We start from the raw sequence: 16154 nt of genomic DNA, 5'->3' as shown, positions 1-16154 counted from the left end.
CGATGGCGCCATGCTGACCGTCCACCACCTCGAAACCTCGCGCTCGCAGCGCGTCCTGTGGCTCCTGGAAGAACTGGGCGTGCCCTACGAACTCCGGACCTACCAGCGCGACCCGCGCACCCGCCTGGCGCCGCCGGAGCTGCGCAAGATCCATCCGCTCGGCAAATCGCCAGTTATCACCGAAGGCGACGAGGTCATCGCCGAATCGGGCGCCATCATCGAAACCCTGGTGGACCGCTACGGCGCGCAGGCGCAGGGCGAGCTCGCGCACCTGGAGCCCGCGCGCGGCACGCCCGAACGCCGCCAGTGCCGCTTCTGGATGCACTACGCCGAAGGCTCGCTGATGAACTGGCTGGTGATGAAGCTGGTCTTTCAGACGCTGCCCAGGCAGCCCATGCCGTTCTTCGTGCGGCCCATCGCGCGGGCCGTGTGCGGCAAGGCGGAGCAAAAGCTGGTGGACCCCAACCTGGCCACGGCCCTGGCCTTCATCGACGACCACCTGTCGCGCAACGTCTGGTTTGCCGGAGCCGACCTCACCATGGCCGATTTCCAGATGAGCTTTCCGGTCGAGGCGGCCATGAGCCGCGTGCAGAACGCCGACCGACACACGCACCTGAAGGCCTACCAGGCCCGCATGCGGGCCCGCCCGGCCTACCAGCGGGCGCTGGCCAAGGGCGGCCCGGTGGTGATGGGCGGCTGAGGCGCCACGCCCCCTGCATACCAGCGCCCTTTCAAGCCGATCCCCTAGAGCGGTCCCGCCGGGGCCGGGCCACCGGCCAATGGCCCGGCGGCGTGCGGCACCGTCGCCGCACTGGCGTCCGAGTCGCTGCCGGGCAGCAGCCCCCGGCCCGCGCCTGCGCCGCAAGCATGGCAGAACCGGGCGAATGCGCTCTTGCGGGTGTTGCAAGCGCCGCAGTGGTCGAACAGCCCGATGCCGCAGTGGGGGCAGAAGTCGATGGTGGGATCCTTCAGGTCCACCGGCCGCTCGCACCCCGGGCACACGCCCTTGGCGAGGCGCGCCAGGGCGACGTCGTAGCTCAGCTCCTTGCGGCGCTCCTGATCGGGCAGCGCCTCGGCCCGCTTCTGGCGCTCCAGGTAGCGGTTGAGCGCCACGATGGCGTAGCGCCCGACCAGCGCGGTCACGACGATGCCGACCACGTAGCGCACATAGCCGCCGTAGCTGGGCAGGTAGGGCACCAGCTCCACGAAGAACGCGAACAGCGCGAAGAAGATGAAGCCCCACACGAACGGCCAGTAGGTGCCCTTGCGCTTCTTCACGAAGAGCCAGCCGGCCACCACCAGCAGCGGCAGCGTGAGCGCCAGCCGGTACAGGAACACGCGCAGCTGCACCTTGCGCTGCTGCACGGCCATGCGCTCGTAGCCCTCCTTTTCCAGCGCAGCCAGGCGTTGCTGCGCGGCCGTGGCCGCCTGGCGCGCATCGAGCGCGGCCTGCTGCTGCGCTTCGACCGCCTGCTGGGTCTGGCGCTCGCGCAGTTGGAGCCGGTCCAGCGCCTGCGTGCGCTGCACCACCTCGGGGTTGTGCTCGGACTGCTGCGTGGCGCTGCGCGTGGCCAGCCAGTTGTTGAAGGTCTCGCGCTCCGCAGCGGTCTCGCTGCGCGACTTGGCGCGCTGCAGGCGGGCCTGGTCGAGCGCCGTCTCCGCGCTCTCCTCGGCCTGCTGCGCGTTGCGCACCTGGGCGCGCAGCGTCTCCGCGGCAGGGCGGTCCAGGAAATCGTCGAGCTGCAGCGTGGCCTCGACCTTGGGCAGGTCGTCCACGACGGTACCGCCCAGTCCGATCAGGAAGCTGGCGAACACCAGCGACACCAGCCACAGGCCTCGGCGGAACCATTTTTCCGACAGGCGAAGGGATTTGCTCATGACCAGCTCCTCGGCATTGAAATACTATTAATTTGATAGCAACACAGACAATCAATATCCCGGCATCAGCGGCTTTTGACTATAAACCCGCGTTGGTGTCACGGCGGCGGCAGCGCCACCGGGGCCGCTGCCAGTTGCGCGCGCTGCAGCCACGCCAGGGCGGAGTCCACGGTCACCGTGGCGATGCGGTTGGCAAAACGCTCGCTGTCCGGGTGGTCGTCGAACGCTACGTTCGCCGCCGTCACCCGCCCGCCCAGCCGCGTGAGCGCGCCCACCTTGAGCACGGTCGGCTCATACCCCTTGTAGCGCAGCCAGGCCTGCGCCTGATCGCGCCGGAGCACGGTGCCGGGCTCCATGGCCGCGGCCAGCGTCTCCAGCGCCCACTGGTTCGACTGCTGGTACTTCGTGCCCCAGGCGTAGCTCACCATGCTGTAGGGCCGCTGGTGCATGGCCGTGGCGCGCGTGCGGTCGGCGAGCACCGCCATCATCCGCTGCTGCACCTCGGGCGTGGGCACGGCCCACACGGCCTCGTAGCGCCACAGGTCGTCGAGAAAGAACTCGCCCAGCCCCTGCCGGTACACCACGCCCACCGCGGTGCCGCACTCGTTGAGCTTGTGCACCACGCGCCACGGCCCCTGCGGCGTGCGGTAGGCCCAGCCCAGGTGCGAGTAGCGCAGCCCGTACCGGGACAGGTCCTGCCCCGCACGCGCCAGGACCACCACCTGGGTGCCCGAGCGGGCGTGCTCCGCGTCCAGGGCCCGGGCAGTGCGGGCGGCCAGATCCATGCCGCGCTCGATGAGCTGCGGGGTCGGCTTGCGCGCCTCGCAAGATCGGCCCGCGTGCGCGGCACCGGTTCCGGCGAGAGCAACCGCCGCCAGGGCGGCCAGGGCCCGTCTGCGCATGGTCCGCCCCCTCACAGCCGCTCGTTGTAGAGCAGTGCACGGCCCAGGGCATTGGGCACGAAGGCCAGCGCCTCGCCCGCCACCGACAGGACGACGCCGGTGCCGATCACGCTGCAGGCCACCGCCGACCCCACGGCATGGACCGTGCCGGAGGCCGCGCGGCCGGCCACCTCCACGCTCACCTGCGCGCCATCGGACGCCCGCTCCAGCACATACACGGTGCCGTTGGCCGACGCCTCCACGGCCTTCACGGTGAGGATCGCGCCCCCCACCGACAACGCGACGGGAACGGCCGCCACCGCCCCGGCGGCCGTGGACGCCACCGAAGCGGTGCCCACCACGGAGGCCACGGGCAGCAGCGACAGGCCGACGGACACCTCGCTCTGCGCATGCACGGCGCCTGCCGCCAGCGCAAAGGCCAGGCCGAAGCCCACGGCCCGGCGGGTCCAGGAAAAACGGGGAATCAGAGTCTCGATGCGCATGGTCTTTCTCCAGAAAAAGGGCGCGACAGCGGGGCCGCCGTGCGCGCAAGGGACGGCCGGGAAAGCGGGCACCGCGCACGCTCCGGCCCCCGGGGTCACTCCGCCGTCGCCTTGCCCGCCTTGTCCGGGGCGGCGGCCGGTGCGGAAGGGGTGCCGCCGGCTGCCAGGGAGGCCTCGCGGCGGCCCTGCCAGCGGGCGTCCGCCAGGTCCGCCTCGTGGCGGTCGCGCAGCATCTTGGCCAGCGTGAAGGCAGTGGTGATCAGGTAGAGCCAGCTCACGCCCAGGAAGGCCTGGTAGGTGGGGTTGATGTCCATGCTCCACAGGCCCCAGCCCGTGAGGCCCACGGCCACCGCGAACGCGCCCCAGACGACCAGCTTGAACATCGGCGTGTCCGCACCGTGGCGCGTCTGGTTGTCCCGCACGAACTTCGCCAGCATGAACACGGCCGAGAGGCAAAAGACGTAACCCATCACCATGAAGGCCCGCTCCATGGCCACCCCTGGCAGCCACGCCAGCCCCACCGCGCAGCAGAACACGGCGATGCCGAACGAGACCCAGACCTGCAGGCGCCAGGCGGGTGTATCACGCTGGATCAGGGGCGAAGGAGCAAAGGGGTGTGACATGGAGAGAAGGGCTTGCGGCCCGTGGTGGAACATGGGGCGGATCATGCGCAGGCCGCCCACCCCGGCCCGCCCTGGAATGCACGGGTGGCGGGCTTTCGGCTGCCTGGTATCGCGTGGCGATACTTTCCCTGCTTCCCCAGTCCCTCGGCGAGTGCCACAGCCGCGCGGATTGCGGTAATCTGCCGCCATCATTGGCTCTCCCTCCGAAGGACTCCGCATGCCTATCCAGAAGATCGCGGCCGCGTGCGCCCTGCTGTGCAGCGCCGGCTTCGCCTCCAGCGCCCTGGCCGGCGTCATCGCCGGCACGGGGGGCACGCCCTCCAGCAGCGTGATGGGCACCACCGATGCCACCACCTATGCCATCGCCGAAAGCGGCCCCGGCCACAGCCTCGTGGTGCCTTACTTCACGGCGCAGAACGGGCAGATGACGGTGCTGCACCTGGTCAACACCGACTTGAACAACGGCAAGGCCGTGAAGCTGCGTTTTCGCGGCGCCAACAACGGCGATGGCCTGCTGCACATGACCGTGCTGCTGGCCCCCGGCGACGTCTGGACCGGCGCGGTGACGGCCGGTGCCAACGGCATCGCGCAACTCACCACCGCCGATGCGACCTGCACCTCGCCCCGGCTCGCGCCCGGCGTGGCGCAAGCCTTCGTGACCGAACGGCTCAACCCCCTGTGGACTGCCAACGTGCAGGCCAACCACACCCGCGAAGGCGCCATCGAGGCGATCGTGGCGGCCGACATTCCCGCCGCCGCCGTGTACGGCACGGGCCAGCAGGAGCGCTCCGCCCTCTTCACGGCCATCCGCCCGGTGAACGGCACGGCCCCCTGCACCGATGCGGCGCTGAACGCGGCGCTGCTGGAGGACACCAGCGCCGAGGCCACGGCCGCTTCCCGGGGCCTGGCCACGCCCACGGGCGGCGTGGCGGGCACCTGGTACATCATCGACGTGCCCAACTCCACCACCTTCTCGGGGGCTGCCACCGCGATCCGCGCCGTCAACAACGCGGGCCGCAATGCACGGGGCAACTACGTGCTGTTTCCGCCCACCGCGCAGGCCGTCACCGCGCCCGAGCGCTACACCGCCGACCCGCTGCTGGTCTCGGCCGGCTTCGCCACCCGCGTGAAGAACATCGACGGCGAAACCAGCGAGCCCACCAATGCGGCCGTCATCCAGGCGCGCTACTACGACCTGCCCGATCTGTCCACGCCCTACTACCTGCCGGCCGGCGAACGCAACGCGCGCAGGACGGCGGGGGACCTGTCGGCGCAACTGGCGGCCACCGAAGTGATGAACCAGTACGCCACCGACCCCTCCATTTCCGCCCGAACGGATTGGGTGCTGTCCATGCCCACCAAGCGCTACAGCGTGGCCTACGACTACAGCCAGCCCCCGGCGGTCGCCCGCGTGTATTCGGTGGTGCCGCCCTCGGACCTCGGCAGCCAGTATTTCTCGGGCGACGACACCCAGGTCAAGACCAGCCCCGAGAGCGTGTGCAGCCAGTGGAACCTGACCTATTTCGACCGCCAGACCAGCACCAAGCTTGCCCTCAGCCCCGTGGTGGCCTGCGGCACGGTGGCCACGCTGGGCTTCCAGGAGGCGGGCCGCTCCGGCGTCTCGGCCTCGATCACCGCGCAGCCCCGATCGGACGCCTTCGTGTCCGGCTGGGCCAGCATCGCCACCAATGCGTCGGATGGCCGACCCATCATCGGCGCCGCACTGCTCAAGCTCACCAACCCCAATGCCACACCTGGCGTCGCGGGCAATTACGGCCTGACCATGCCGCACATGTATAAAGCGCCCTGAGCGCACGCAGGGCGGCGGCCGATTGAGGCCGCCATGGGCCCGGCGCTCGGAACGGGTTCACGATCCTTGCCGGAGCCGCCGGGCACCATCGCACGGCATGGCTCCCATCCTCAGCGCGGTGGTTTCGATTTGCGGGTGGCCTGCTGCATGCAGCGGCCGCCCAGGGCGGGCCTTTGGCCCCGCCCCACCACCACCGTGCCGACCCCATCGCGTGACAGGCTGCCTTTGCGCGGCCTATGGGCGATGCGGAGACGTTCCCACCTGCCATCCCAATCACAGGAGAAACCGTGAAAGTCAAAACCATTTCCGGGGCGGTCAGCGCCCTGCTCGGCACGCTGGCCATGGCCGGCGCAGCACACGCAGGCGTGATCGCCGGCACCGGCGCCACGCCTTCCAGCACGCAGTTGGGCGGGACCGATGCCATCAGCTTCAAGGTGGCCGAAGGCCAGGCAGGCCATGCGCTGCTGGTGCCCTACTTCACGGCGCAGAACGGCCAGATGAGCGTGCTGCACCTGGTGAACACCGACCTCGACAACGGCAAGGTGGTGAAGGTGCGCTTTCGCGGCGCCAACAACGGCGACAGCCTGCTGAGCGTGCACGTGCTGCTGTCGCCCGGCGATGTGTGGACCGGCGCGGTGACGGCCGGTGCCGACGGCCTGGCGCAGCTGACCACCACCGACCGCAGCTGCACGCTGCCGCACCTCGCGCAGGGTGTGGCGCAACCGTTCTCCACGGGCCGACTGGACCCCGCATGGACCCCCGAGGTGATGGCGGCCAACACCCGCGAGGGCGCCATCGAGGCCATCGTGATGGCCGACGTGCCGCAGGCGGCCATCTATGGCCCCAACGGCGCAAGCCAGTCGGCGCTGTCCGTCGCCATTCAGCAGGTGAAGGAGGTCGCGCCCTGCTCCGAATCCGTGCTCAATGCCGCGCTGATGCAGGACACGAGCAGCGAAGCCGTCGCCGCCAGCCGCGGCCTCGCGGCCCCCAGCGGCCAGCTCAGCGCCACCTGGTACGTCATCGACGTGCCCGGCTCCACCACGTTCTCCGGCGCGGCCACGGCCATCCAGGCCATCAACAACACGGGCCTGCCGGCGCGCGGCAACTACATGCTGTTCCCTCCCACGGACACGGCGGTCTCGCAGCCGGAGCGCTACACCGCCGACCCCCTGCTGGTGTCCGCAGGCCTTGCCACGCGCAACAAGGACGCGCAGGGCAACACCGCCTTCCCGACGACCGCGGCAGTCGTGCTGGCCCGCTACAACGACCTGCCCGACCTCTCCACGCCGGTCTACCTGCCTGCCACAGCAGACAGCGCCCGGGCCACCGCCGGCGATCTCTCCCGGCTGCTGGCCGTGCGCGAGTTCAAGAACCAGTACGTTCTCGACGACTCCATCTCCGCCCGCACCGACTGGGTCGTGGCGACCCCCACCAAGCGGTACAGCGTGGCCAAGGACTACAGCCAGTCGGACCCATCGAACCAGCGCGTCTATTCCCTCGTGCCGCCCACCGGCGGCGGCGAGCAGTACTTCCATTCGCTCAACACCCAGGTCCGCGACGGCGTGTGCAGCCGGGGCGGCAGCTGGAGCTTCCGCATGGGCTCGCGCGATGGCAGCCTCACCCCGGAAAGCGTGATTTCAGACGCGGCATCGCAACCCGAAAGCTGCGGCGCACTGTCCGTGCTTTCGTTCTCGGACACCCGGTCGGCCGTTTCTTCTTCCGTGGCCCGCAAGACCCTGCAAGGAACGTTTTCCAATGGCTGGGCCATCTTCCGGATGCCCGACGCGAGAGGCATTCCCCTCATCGGCACTGCGTTCACCAAGCTGAGCAACCCCAGCGCCACGCCCGGCGTGGCGGCCAACTATGGGCTGACCTTTCCGCATGTCGTGAAGGCGCCCTGACCCCCTGAGGCAGCCTCCCGTGACCTCCGCCCCGGCGGTGGTCACGCCCCAGGCATTCCAATGGCGGCTGCGTGGTGGATGAGCCGCGCCGCTCGCCGTGAAGCCATCCGGGCCGATCTTCCCGCCTTGCCGCGCGCCGCCGGCCTTCCGGCCCCGCGTCAGATCGCCATGGGCAGTTCGGTCGTCGAGAGCACGTTGCGGATCACCATGAACGAGCGCACCTGCCGCACGCCTGGCAGGTAAAGCAGCTGCTCCGCATGCAGGCGGTTGAAGCTCTCGCTGTCCCTGGTGCGCACCAGTAGAAAATAGTCGAACTCGCCCGTCACCACGTGGCATTCCATGCAGCCCGAGATCCTGGCGGCGGCCTTCTCGAACTCGGCGAACGACTCGGGCGTGGAGCGGTCCAGCACCACGCCGATCATCACCAGCATGCCCGCGCCCACGGCGCGCGGATTGAGCAGCGCCACCACCCCGTCGATCAGCCCCAGGCGCTTGAGGCGCTCCACGCGCCGCAGGCAGGCAGGCGCGCTCAGGTGGACCTTGGCCGCCAGCGCCACGTTGGAGACCGAAGCATCGCGCTGCAGGGCCCGCAGGATGGCCTTGTCGGTGCGGTCCAGTTCGCCGGTGAGATCGGCGGCGGGTGCCGGCATCGCAGGCTTTCTTAATTTTGTTGCGCACATGAATGATTTCCCGCAATGAATTCGAAATAAACAGGCTTCACAGCCTTTTTCAGGCCGATTTTCAATCCATTTTTGCAACCCTGTTGCGCCCGCATTTTCCTACCATTCCAGGCAACGGACTGCCCTTGTCGGTTGCCCCTGCCACTGCGCGGCAGCGGCAATCCACCGCGGCGCCGGAGCCCCGCCCCCATGCCCTTCCCTTTGCCAGGATGCTTCCCATGAACTTGCAGAAATTCCCCCGCCATTCGCTGACCTTCGGCCCCACGCCCATCCAGCCGCTGCCGCGCCTGTCCGCCCACCTGGGCGGCAAGGTCGATCTGTACGCCAAGCGCGAGGACTGCAACTCGGGCCTGGCCTTCGGCGGCAACAAGACGCGCAAGCTCGAATACCTCATTCCCGAGGCGATCGAAGGCGGCTACGACACGCTGGTCTCCATCGGCGGCATCCAGTCCAACCAGACGCGCCAGGTGGCCGCCGTGGCCGCGCACCTGGGCATGAAGTGCGTGCTGGTGCAGGAGAACTGGGTGAACTACTCCGACGCGGTGTACGACCGCGTGGGCAACATCGAGATGAGCCGCATCATGGGCGCCGACGTGCGGCTGGACGCCGCGGGCTTCGACATCGGCATCCGCCCGAGCTGGGAGCAGGCCATGGAGGACGTGCGCAAGGCCGGCGGCAAGCCGTTTCCCATTCCCGCGGGCTGCTCCGAGCACCCCAAGGGTGGACTGGGCTTCGTCGGCTTCGCCGAAGAAGTGCGCCAGCAGGAAAAGGAACTGGGTTTTCAGTTCGACTACATCGTCGTGTGCTCGGTCACGGGGAGCACGCAGGCCGGTATGGTGGTGGGCTTCGCGGCCGATGGCCGGGCGGACAAGGTGATCGGTATCGATGCATCGGCCAAGCCGGAGCAGACCCGCGCGCAGATCCTGCGCATCGCGCAGAACACCGCCCAACTGGTGGAACTGGGCCGTGACATCACCGAAGCCGACATCGTGCTGGACACGCGTTACGGCGGCCCCGAATACGGCCTGCCCAGCGAGGGCACGCTGGAGGCGATCCGCCTGTGCGCGCGCCAGGAGGCCATGCTGACCGACCCAGTCTATGAAGGCAAGTCGATGCACGGCATGATCGAGATGGTGCGCAACGGCGAATTTCCGGCAGGCTCCAAGGTGCTGTATGCCCACCTGGGCGGCGTGCCCGCCCTGAACGCCTACAGTTTCCTTTTCCGCAACGGTTGATCCCCCCAGGAGAACGCAGCACCATGACACGACTCGGCTGGCCCGGCGCCACCCCCTTGCCCGATACGCTCGACCCCGGGGAAGTCCAGGAATGGTGCGATGCGCTCGACGGCCTGCTGGCCGCCTGGGAGCCCCGCCAGGGGCGCGAGCGGGCCGCGGCGCTGCTCGACGCGTTACTGGCCCATGCGCGCCAGCGCGGGCTGCAATGGAGCCCGGCCGGCATCACCTCGTACCTCAACACCGTGCGGGTGGAGGAACAGCCGCCCTACCCGGGCGACCCTCAGATCGAGCAGCGGCTGTCGGCCATCGTGCGGTGGAACGCGCTGGCCATGGTGGTGCGGGCCAATGCCGCGCAGGGCGAGCTGGGCGGCCACATCGCCAGCTACGCCTCGGCGGCGGACCTGTTCGAGGTGGGCTTCCACCATTTCTTCCATGCGCGCACCGAGCAGCACGGCGGCGACCTGGTGTATTTTCAGCCGCACTCCGCGCCCGGCGTGTATGCGCGCGCCTACCTGGAAGGCCGGCTGAGCGAAGACTCCCTGCGCCACTACCGTCAGGAACTGGCTGCCGAGGCCAAGGGCATCCAGGGCCTGACCTCCTACCCCCACCCCTACCTGATGCCGGATTTCTGGCAGTTTCCCACCGGCTCGATGGGCATCGGCCCGATCAAGGCGATCTACCAGGCGCGCTTCATGCGCTACCTGGCCGATCGGGGCCTGTGCGACACGGCGGGCCGCAAGGTCTGGGGCTTCTTCGGCGACGGCGAGATGGACGAGCCCGAATCCATCGCCGCGCTCACCCTCGCCGCGCGCGAGGGGCTGGACAACTGCATCTTCGTCATCAACTGCAACCTGCAGCGCCTGGACGGCCCGGTGCGCGGCAACGGCCGCATCGTGGACGAGCTGGAATCGCTTTTCACCGGCGCCGGCTGGAACGTCGTGAAATGCCTGTGGGGTTCCGAATGGGACGCACTGCTGGCGCGCGACCATGGCCACGCGCTGGCCCGGGCCTTTGCGCAGACGGTGGACGGCGAGTTCCAGACCCTGAGCGCGAACGACGGCGCCTTCAACCGCCGCCACTTCTTCGGCAAGAGCCCCGAGCTGCAAGCCCTGGTGGCCCACCTGTCGGACGACGACATCGACCGCCTGCGCCGCGGCGGTCACGACCCGGCCAAGGTGCATGCCGCCTTCGCGCGCGCGGCCGGCCACACCGGCCAGCCCACCGTGGTGCTGGCCAAGACCATGAAGGGCTACGGCATGGGCAGCGTGGGCCAGGGCCGCATGACCTCGCACCAGCACAAGAAGCTGGGCGCCGACGAACTGCTGGCCTACCGCGACCGCTTCCACCTGCCACTGACCGACGAAGAGGCCCGCACCGCCGCCTTCTGCAAGCCCGCCGACGACAGCGCCGAGATGCGCTACCTGCACGACCGCCGCCAGGCGCTGGGCGGCTACCTGCCCGCACGCCGCGCCCGGGCGCCCGAAGTGGCCGTGCCGCCGCTGCCGGTCACCGGTGGCTTTGCGCTGGAGGCCGACGGCAAGGCCATGAGCACCACCATGGCCTTCGTGCGCCTGATGGGCAACCTGCTGAAAGACGAGGCGCTGGGGCCGCGCGTGGTGCCCATCGTGGCCGACGAGGCCCGCACCTTCGGCATGGCGGGGCTGTTCCGCCAGGTCGGCATCTATGCGCCGTTCGGCCAGCTCTACCAGCCCGAGGACAACGCCTCGATGCTGGTGTACCGGGAAGAAAAATCCGGCCAGATCCTGGAAGAAGGCATCACAGAGGCCGGCGCGCTGGCCTCGTGGACGGCGGCGGCCACCAGCTATTCGACGCACGGGCTGTCGATGCTGCCGTTCTACATTTTCTACAGCATGTTCGGCTTTCAGCGCGTGGGCGACATGATCTGGGCCGCGGCCGACCAGCGGGCACGCGGCTTTCTCATCGGCGCCACCTCGGGCCGCACCACGCTGGGTGGCGAGGGGCTGCAGCACCAGGACGGCAGCAGCCACCTGATGGCCTCCACCATTCCGAACTGCCGTGCCTACGACCCGGCCTTCGCGGGCGAGCTGGCCGTGATCGTGGACCACGGCATGCGCCGCATGGTCGAGGCGCAGATCGACGAATTCTTCTACATCACCGTCACCAACGAGAACGTGACCAACCCCAGCCTGCCCGCCGACGCGCGCGACGGCGTGGTGCGCGGCATGTACCGGCTGCGGCAGGGCGCGCCGGCACTGGCGCACCGCGTGCAGCTCTTCGGCAGCGGCGCCATCCTGGGCGAGGTGCTCAAGGCCGCCGACCGGCTGGAGCAGCAGCACGGCGTGGCGGCCGATGTGTGGAGCGTGACGAGCTACGTGGAACTGGCGCGCGAGGGGCAGGCCTGCGAGCGCGGCTGGCGCCAGGGCGAGCGCGATGCGGTGGGAAGCTGGTTCGAGCAGCAACTGGCGACCACGTCCGGGCCCATCGTCGCCGCGAGCGACTACGTGGTGGCATTGCCCGAGATGGTGCGCGCCTTCGTGCCGCCGGGCCGGCGCTATGTGACGCTGGGCACCGACGGCTTCGGCCGCAGCGACTCGCGCGCCGCCCTGCGGGCGCATTTCGCGGTGGATGCCGATGCCATCGTGCAGGCCAGCCTGCGCGCCCGCGAGGAGGACGACACCGACGAGGCGTCGGCCGAGCAGCAGCGGCTGCAGGGCCTGGCCTCGCTCGCCGTCACCTGAGGTGGCGCGCCCCGCCTTCGCGGCGGGGGCTCCGCAATGACAGCCTTCAGTCGGCCAGCAGGCCCGCCACCCGTTCGCGCAGCAGATCGGGCTGCACCAGCGTGGCCGGCACGGCCGGCCCGACGTTCAGGCCCACCCGGTTGAACAGGCCGCGCCGGAAGGGCCGCGCCATCGCGGTGCCGCGCTCGATGCGGCTGAAATACGAGCCCCACAGGTTGGTCAGCGCCATCGGGATCACCGGGGGCGCCACGCCTTCTTCGCGGGCGCGTTCGAGGATCTTCATGATGCCGCCCTTGAACGGCTGCAGTTGCCCGTCGCGCGTGATGCCCCCCTCGGGAAAGATCGCCAGCAAATCCCCTTCCCGCAGCACCTGCGCGGCGCGCTCGAACGCCGCGGCATAGACCGCGGGATCTTCCTTTTGCGGGGCGATGGGAATGGCCTTGGCCAAGCGGAACAGCCAGCCGAGCACCGGCACGCGGAAGATGCGGTGGTCCATCACGAAGTAGATCGGGCGCGGGCTCGCCGCCATGAGCAACACCGCGTCCACGAAGCTCACGTGGTTGCACACCAGAATGGCCGCGCCCTGGGTGGGCAGGTGCTCGTCGCCCCGGATCCTGAAGCGGTAGACGAAGCGCGAGGCCACCCACGCCACGAAGCGCAGCAGGTACTCGGGCACCAGCAGGAAGATGTAGAACGCCACGATGGCGTTGGCGATGCCCGTGAATAGGAAGATCTGCGGCACCGAGAAGCCCGCGCCCAGCAGCGCGCCGGCGATGAGCGAGCTGCCGATCATGAACAGCGCGTTCAGGATGTTGTTGGCCGCGATGATGCGCGCCCGGTGCGTGGGCTGGCTGCGCATCTGGATCAGGGCATACATGGGCACGCTGTACAGGCCGGCGAACAGGCTCAGCAGCGCCAGGTCGGCCATCACGCGCCAGTGCGCGGCCTGCGCCACGAAGGCGCCCAGCCCCATCTCGGGCGCGGGTGGCAGGGAGCGGGAGGCGAAGTACAGGTCGATGGCGAACACGCTCATGCCGATGGCGCCCAGCGGCACCAGGCCGATCTCCACGTGCCGGCGGCTCAGCACCTCGCACAGCAGCGAGCCCACGCCGATGCCCACCGAGAACACCACGAGCAGCAGCGAGGCCACGTGCGCATCGCCGTGCAGCACCTCCTTCGCGAAGCTCGGAAACTGCGAGAGGAACACCGCGCCGAAGAACCACATCCAGCTGATGCCCAGCAGCGAGCGGAACACCACGGGGCTCGCGTGCGCGAGCTTCAGGTTGCGCCAGGTCTCGGTCACCGGGTTCCAGTTGATCGACAGGCCCGGGTCGGTGGCCGGCACGCTCGGGATGAACTGCGCCACCGCGCGCCCGGCCAAGGCCAGCAGCACGCAGGCCGCCGCCACCCAGGCATGGCCGATGTCCGGCACAGCCACCAGCAACCCGCCCGCCACCTGGCCCAGCAGGATGGCGACGAAGGTGCCCATCTCCACCATGCCGTTGCCACCCGTCAGCTCGCGCTCGTTCAGCACCTGGGGCATGTACGCGAACTTGACCGGCCCGAACAGCGTGGAATGCAGCCCCATGAGGAAGGTGCAGGCCAGCAGCACGGCGGCGCTGGAGGCGAGGAACCCCCAGGCCGCCACCAGCATGATGGCGATCTCCAGGTTCTTCACGAAGCGGATCATGCGGGTCTTGTCGAACTTGTCCGTCAGCTGCCCCGACGTGGCCGAAAACAGCAGGAAGGGCAGGATGAACAGCGCGCCGATCACCAGCCCGGCCATGGACGGCGGCATCCACGACACGCTGAGCTGGTAGGTCACCATCACCGTGAAGGCGAACTTGAACAGGTTGTCGTTCGCCGCGCCGGCGAACTGCGTCCAGAAGAAGGGTGCGAAGCGGCGCTGGCGCAGCAGGGCGAACTGGTTGGGGTGCGACGGCTCGGCCGCGTGGGGGTGGTCGGCCATGCGGGCCTGTTCTTGGCTCATGCCGTGCTCCTGTGTGGAATGGTTCTTCAGACGCGTTGCGCCGCGGCGCCAGGCTGGGCCCCCTCGTCCGCGCTGGCGGCGATTGTGCCCCGGCGCAGGCCCGTTGCGGCCGCCGCCGGGCGGCGCCAGGGCACCGCCCGCACGCACTGGGCCCAGTAGGCGCCCGGCAGTGCGGCGCGGTGCGGTGCCAGCGCTGCGATCACCGGCCATGCGGCCAGAGCCGCCGCCACGTGCTTGAGGCTGTGGCCAGACACCCAGCCGCCCGTCCAGCCGAACACCGCGTGGTCGCCCAGCTCCAACAGCTTGGCCAGGGCATACCAGCCGATCACGGCCACCAGCGACAGGGGCGGCCGGCTGGACCGCGCCGGCACCATCGCCAGCGCCGCGACCAGCAGCATGCCCCCGCCCTGCAGCAAGCCCCAGGGCAGCACCTGCCCCGCCATGCCCCAGGCCCGCAGCGACAACGCGCCCGCCAGCGGCAGCACACAGGCCAGCACCCAGGCGGGCCGCGCACCCATGCGCCCATCGACCGCCAGGCCCAGCAGCCCGGTGAAGGCCACCAGCATGCCCATGCGGTCCCACAGCAGCGTGATGTCGTGCGGCACCGCGTGGTACAGCGCCGAGGCGCCGGCCGTGAGCAGCAAACCCGAGAAGAAGATCGCCGCCATCACCGCCGTAGTGGTGCGGCCGGTGCCGCCCGCTTGCGCCACCCCCTCGCCGCACCCGCCAGCCTTGCCGCTGCGCACCCACTGCACCAGGCGCCGCACGCCCAGCAACCCCATGAGGGCGAACGGCAGGTTGGTGAGAACGTCCACGGCATGCGCGATGCCCCACAGCGTGCGCTGGTCGGCAAAGGCATGCTGGTGCGGGTCCGCCGCCACCTGCGGGCCCCAGGCGCCCACGGCGGCCAGCACCGCCAGGGCGCCATACAAGGCCCACTCGGCCGGTGCCGGACGCGAGAGGAAGGCGCGGGAAAAAGAACGGGTGGACGACGGCATGAACGAAACTCCGGAAGGCAGCGGGATGGAACGGGGGACGGATGGGGAATGGAACGCAGTCTCTACGCCCTCGCCATGCCAGGGCGCACGAAACGCGCCCAGACCCATCGCCAGCCACGCCGGGTATCCATAATCGATACCCATGAGCACCACCGCCGACCTCGTTACCGCCCTCAAGAAGGAACTCAAATCCGCGCAGATGACCTATGCGGACCTGGCCCAGGCGCTGGGGATGGCCGAATCCAGCGTCAAGCGCATGCTGGCCAAGGGCGACATGCCGCTGTCGCGCATCGATGCGATCTGCCGGGCGCTGGCGCTCGATTTCGCCGATCTGGCGCGGCGCGTGGCCGACAGCCAGCCGTTGCTCAAGGAGCTGAGCCAGGCGCAGGAAACGGCCGTGGTGGCCGACAAGAAGCTGATGCTCATGGCGATCTGCGTGCTGAGCCAGTGGACGCTGGAGCAGATCGTGACCACCTACCGCCTGAGCGAGGCCGAGGGGGTGAAGTACCTCGCGCAGCTCGACCGGATCGGCATCATCGAATTGCGCCCCCTGAACCGCTACCGCCTCAAGCTCGCCAAGACCTTTCGCTGGCGCCCCCACGGCCCGGTGATGCACTACTTTCGCGACCATGCGCTGCTCGACTACTTCGCCGGCAGCTTCGACGGCCCGGGCGAAGGCGTGCTGCTGGTGCACGGCGCGATCAGCCGCAGCCTGGCGCCGGCCTTCTGGGAGCGCATGCAGCGCGTGGCGCACGATTTCGCGCAACAGCACCTGGCCGACCAGCGCATGCCCGAGCGCGAACGCGAGGGCTACACCGTCCTGCTGGCGCTGCGCAGCTGGGAGTTCGACGTGTTCACCAGCATGCGAAGGTAAATCGCATTCCGTGCCCTGCCACGTGGTCCGAGAGCGGCCATTTCGAGCTCTCTCGAAGCTT

Annotated in this window: 13 protein-coding genes; 6 read left to right on the top strand and 7 right to left on the bottom strand. The window is 69.5% G+C overall.

Going from position 1 to position 16154, the window contains the following annotated elements:
* Positions 1-10 precede the first annotated feature (10 nt).
* Positions 11-700 carry a glutathione S-transferase family protein gene (locus AVTE2539_RS24120; RefSeq protein ID WP_284414613.1) on the top strand — a complete coding sequence of 230 codons (690 nt, stop codon included), beginning with the start codon at positions 11-13 and terminating at the stop codon, positions 698-700.
* Positions 701-744: 44 nt separating this feature from the next.
* On the opposite strand, the gene AVTE2539_RS24115 is transcribed toward AVTE2539_RS24120, so the two are convergent.
* The 4 genes from AVTE2539_RS24115 to AVTE2539_RS24100 all read right to left on the bottom strand — a co-directional run bounded on the left by AVTE2539_RS24115 (position 745) and on the right by AVTE2539_RS24100 (position 3885).
* On the bottom strand, positions 745-1878 hold the full coding sequence (locus tag AVTE2539_RS24115; RefSeq protein WP_284414611.1) for a zinc ribbon domain-containing protein: 1134 nt from the start codon (positions 1876-1878) through the stop codon (positions 745-747).
* 98 nt (positions 1879-1976) lie between these two features.
* A complete protein-coding gene (locus tag AVTE2539_RS24110; RefSeq protein ID WP_284414609.1) occupies positions 1977-2780 on the bottom strand; it encodes a DUF2145 domain-containing protein in 804 nt (267 codons plus the stop codon).
* An 11-nt stretch (positions 2781-2791) separates the two neighbouring features.
* Positions 2792-3262: a hypothetical protein gene (locus tag AVTE2539_RS24105; RefSeq protein WP_284414608.1), complete on the bottom strand. Its 471-nt coding sequence runs from the start codon at positions 3260-3262 to the stop codon at positions 2792-2794.
* 95 nt (positions 3263-3357) lie between these two features.
* Complete coding sequence (locus AVTE2539_RS24100; protein WP_284414606.1) at positions 3358-3885, bottom strand: YiaA/YiaB family inner membrane protein; 528 nt, start codon at positions 3883-3885, stop codon at positions 3358-3360.
* 217 nt (positions 3886-4102) lie between these two features.
* Between AVTE2539_RS24100 and AVTE2539_RS24095 the strand changes: the two genes are divergently transcribed.
* Positions 4103-5695: a surface layer protein NpdA gene (locus AVTE2539_RS24095; RefSeq protein WP_284414604.1), complete on the top strand. Its 1593-nt coding sequence runs from the start codon at positions 4103-4105 to the stop codon at positions 5693-5695.
* Between the two features lie 287 nt (positions 5696-5982).
* The gene (locus AVTE2539_RS24090) at positions 5983-7596 is read left to right on the top strand and encodes a surface layer protein NpdA (protein ID WP_284414602.1); all 1614 of its coding nucleotides are present in this window, start codon (positions 5983-5985) and stop codon (positions 7594-7596) included.
* Between the two features lie 158 nt (positions 7597-7754).
* Here the strand turns inward: AVTE2539_RS24090 and AVTE2539_RS24085 are convergent, their stop codons facing one another.
* Positions 7755-8276: an Lrp/AsnC family transcriptional regulator gene (locus tag AVTE2539_RS24085; protein ID WP_284414600.1), complete on the bottom strand. Its 522-nt coding sequence runs from the start codon at positions 8274-8276 to the stop codon at positions 7755-7757.
* Positions 8277-8494: 218 nt separating this feature from the next.
* Here AVTE2539_RS24085 and AVTE2539_RS24080 point away from each other — a divergent pair, with 218 nt between their 5' ends.
* Both AVTE2539_RS24080 and mdeB read left to right on the top strand, forming a co-directional pair.
* The gene (locus tag AVTE2539_RS24080) at positions 8495-9511 is read left to right on the top strand and encodes a 1-aminocyclopropane-1-carboxylate deaminase (RefSeq protein WP_284414598.1); all 1017 of its coding nucleotides are present in this window, start codon (positions 8495-8497) and stop codon (positions 9509-9511) included.
* 23 nt (positions 9512-9534) lie between these two features.
* Positions 9535-12231 carry an alpha-ketoglutarate dehydrogenase gene (mdeB, locus tag AVTE2539_RS24075; RefSeq protein ID WP_284414596.1) on the top strand — a complete coding sequence of 899 codons (2697 nt, stop codon included), beginning with the start codon at positions 9535-9537 and terminating at the stop codon, positions 12229-12231.
* A gap of 46 nt (positions 12232-12277) precedes the next feature.
* On the opposite strand, the gene AVTE2539_RS24070 is transcribed toward mdeB, so the two are convergent.
* Both AVTE2539_RS24070 and AVTE2539_RS24065 read right to left on the bottom strand, forming a co-directional pair.
* The gene (locus AVTE2539_RS24070) at positions 12278-14221 is read right to left on the bottom strand and encodes an MFS transporter (RefSeq protein WP_284414594.1); all 1944 of its coding nucleotides are present in this window, start codon (positions 14219-14221) and stop codon (positions 12278-12280) included.
* 26 nt (positions 14222-14247) lie between these two features.
* Complete coding sequence (locus tag AVTE2539_RS24065; protein ID WP_284414592.1) at positions 14248-15219, bottom strand: hypothetical protein; 972 nt, start codon at positions 15217-15219, stop codon at positions 14248-14250.
* Between the two features lie 142 nt (positions 15220-15361).
* On the opposite strand from AVTE2539_RS24065, the gene AVTE2539_RS24060 reads away from it, so the two are divergent.
* Positions 15362-16093 carry a helix-turn-helix domain-containing protein gene (locus AVTE2539_RS24060; protein WP_284407183.1) on the top strand — a complete coding sequence of 244 codons (732 nt, stop codon included), beginning with the start codon at positions 15362-15364 and terminating at the stop codon, positions 16091-16093.
* The last annotated feature ends 61 nt before the right edge of the window (positions 16094-16154 follow it).

The sequence above is a fragment of the Acidovorax sp. SUPP2539 genome, from assembly GCF_030158975.1.
Lineage (GTDB): Bacteria > Pseudomonadota > Gammaproteobacteria > Burkholderiales > Burkholderiaceae_C > Paracidovorax.
This window is presented reverse-complemented; position numbering and strand designations above follow the sequence as displayed.

Bases quoted from the DNA above. Each gene is read 5' to 3' on its own strand.
- AVTE2539_RS24065 (WP_284414592.1), bottom strand. From the start codon at position 15,219: ATGCCGTCGTCCACCCGTTCTTTTTCCCGCGCCTTCCTCTCGCGTCCG.
- AVTE2539_RS24095 (WP_284414604.1), top strand. From the start codon at position 4,103: ATGCCTATCCAGAAGATCGCGGCCGCGTGCGCCCTGCTGTGCAGCGCC.
- AVTE2539_RS24105 (WP_284414608.1), bottom strand. From the start codon at position 3,262: ATGCGCATCGAGACTCTGATTCCCCGTTTTTCCTGGACCCGCCGGGCC.
- AVTE2539_RS24080 (WP_284414598.1), top strand. From the start codon at position 8,495: ATGAACTTGCAGAAATTCCCCCGCCATTCGCTGACCTTCGGCCCCACG.
- AVTE2539_RS24070 (WP_284414594.1), bottom strand. From the start codon at position 14,221: ATGAGCCAAGAACAGGCCCGCATGGCCGACCACCCCCACGCGGCCGAG.
- AVTE2539_RS24115 (WP_284414611.1), bottom strand. From the start codon at position 1,878: ATGAGCAAATCCCTTCGCCTGTCGGAAAAATGGTTCCGCCGAGGCCTG.
- mdeB (WP_284414596.1), top strand. From the start codon at position 9,535: ATGACACGACTCGGCTGGCCCGGCGCCACCCCCTTGCCCGATACGCTC.
- AVTE2539_RS24120 (WP_284414613.1), top strand. From the start codon at position 11: ATGCTGACCGTCCACCACCTCGAAACCTCGCGCTCGCAGCGCGTCCTG.
- AVTE2539_RS24100 (WP_284414606.1), bottom strand. From the start codon at position 3,885: ATGTCACACCCCTTTGCTCCTTCGCCCCTGATCCAGCGTGATACACCC.
- AVTE2539_RS24060 (WP_284407183.1), top strand. From the start codon at position 15,362: ATGAGCACCACCGCCGACCTCGTTACCGCCCTCAAGAAGGAACTCAAA.
- AVTE2539_RS24085 (WP_284414600.1), bottom strand. From the start codon at position 8,276: ATGTGCGCAACAAAATTAAGAAAGCCTGCGATGCCGGCACCCGCCGCC.
- AVTE2539_RS24110 (WP_284414609.1), bottom strand. From the start codon at position 2,780: ATGCGCAGACGGGCCCTGGCCGCCCTGGCGGCGGTTGCTCTCGCCGGA.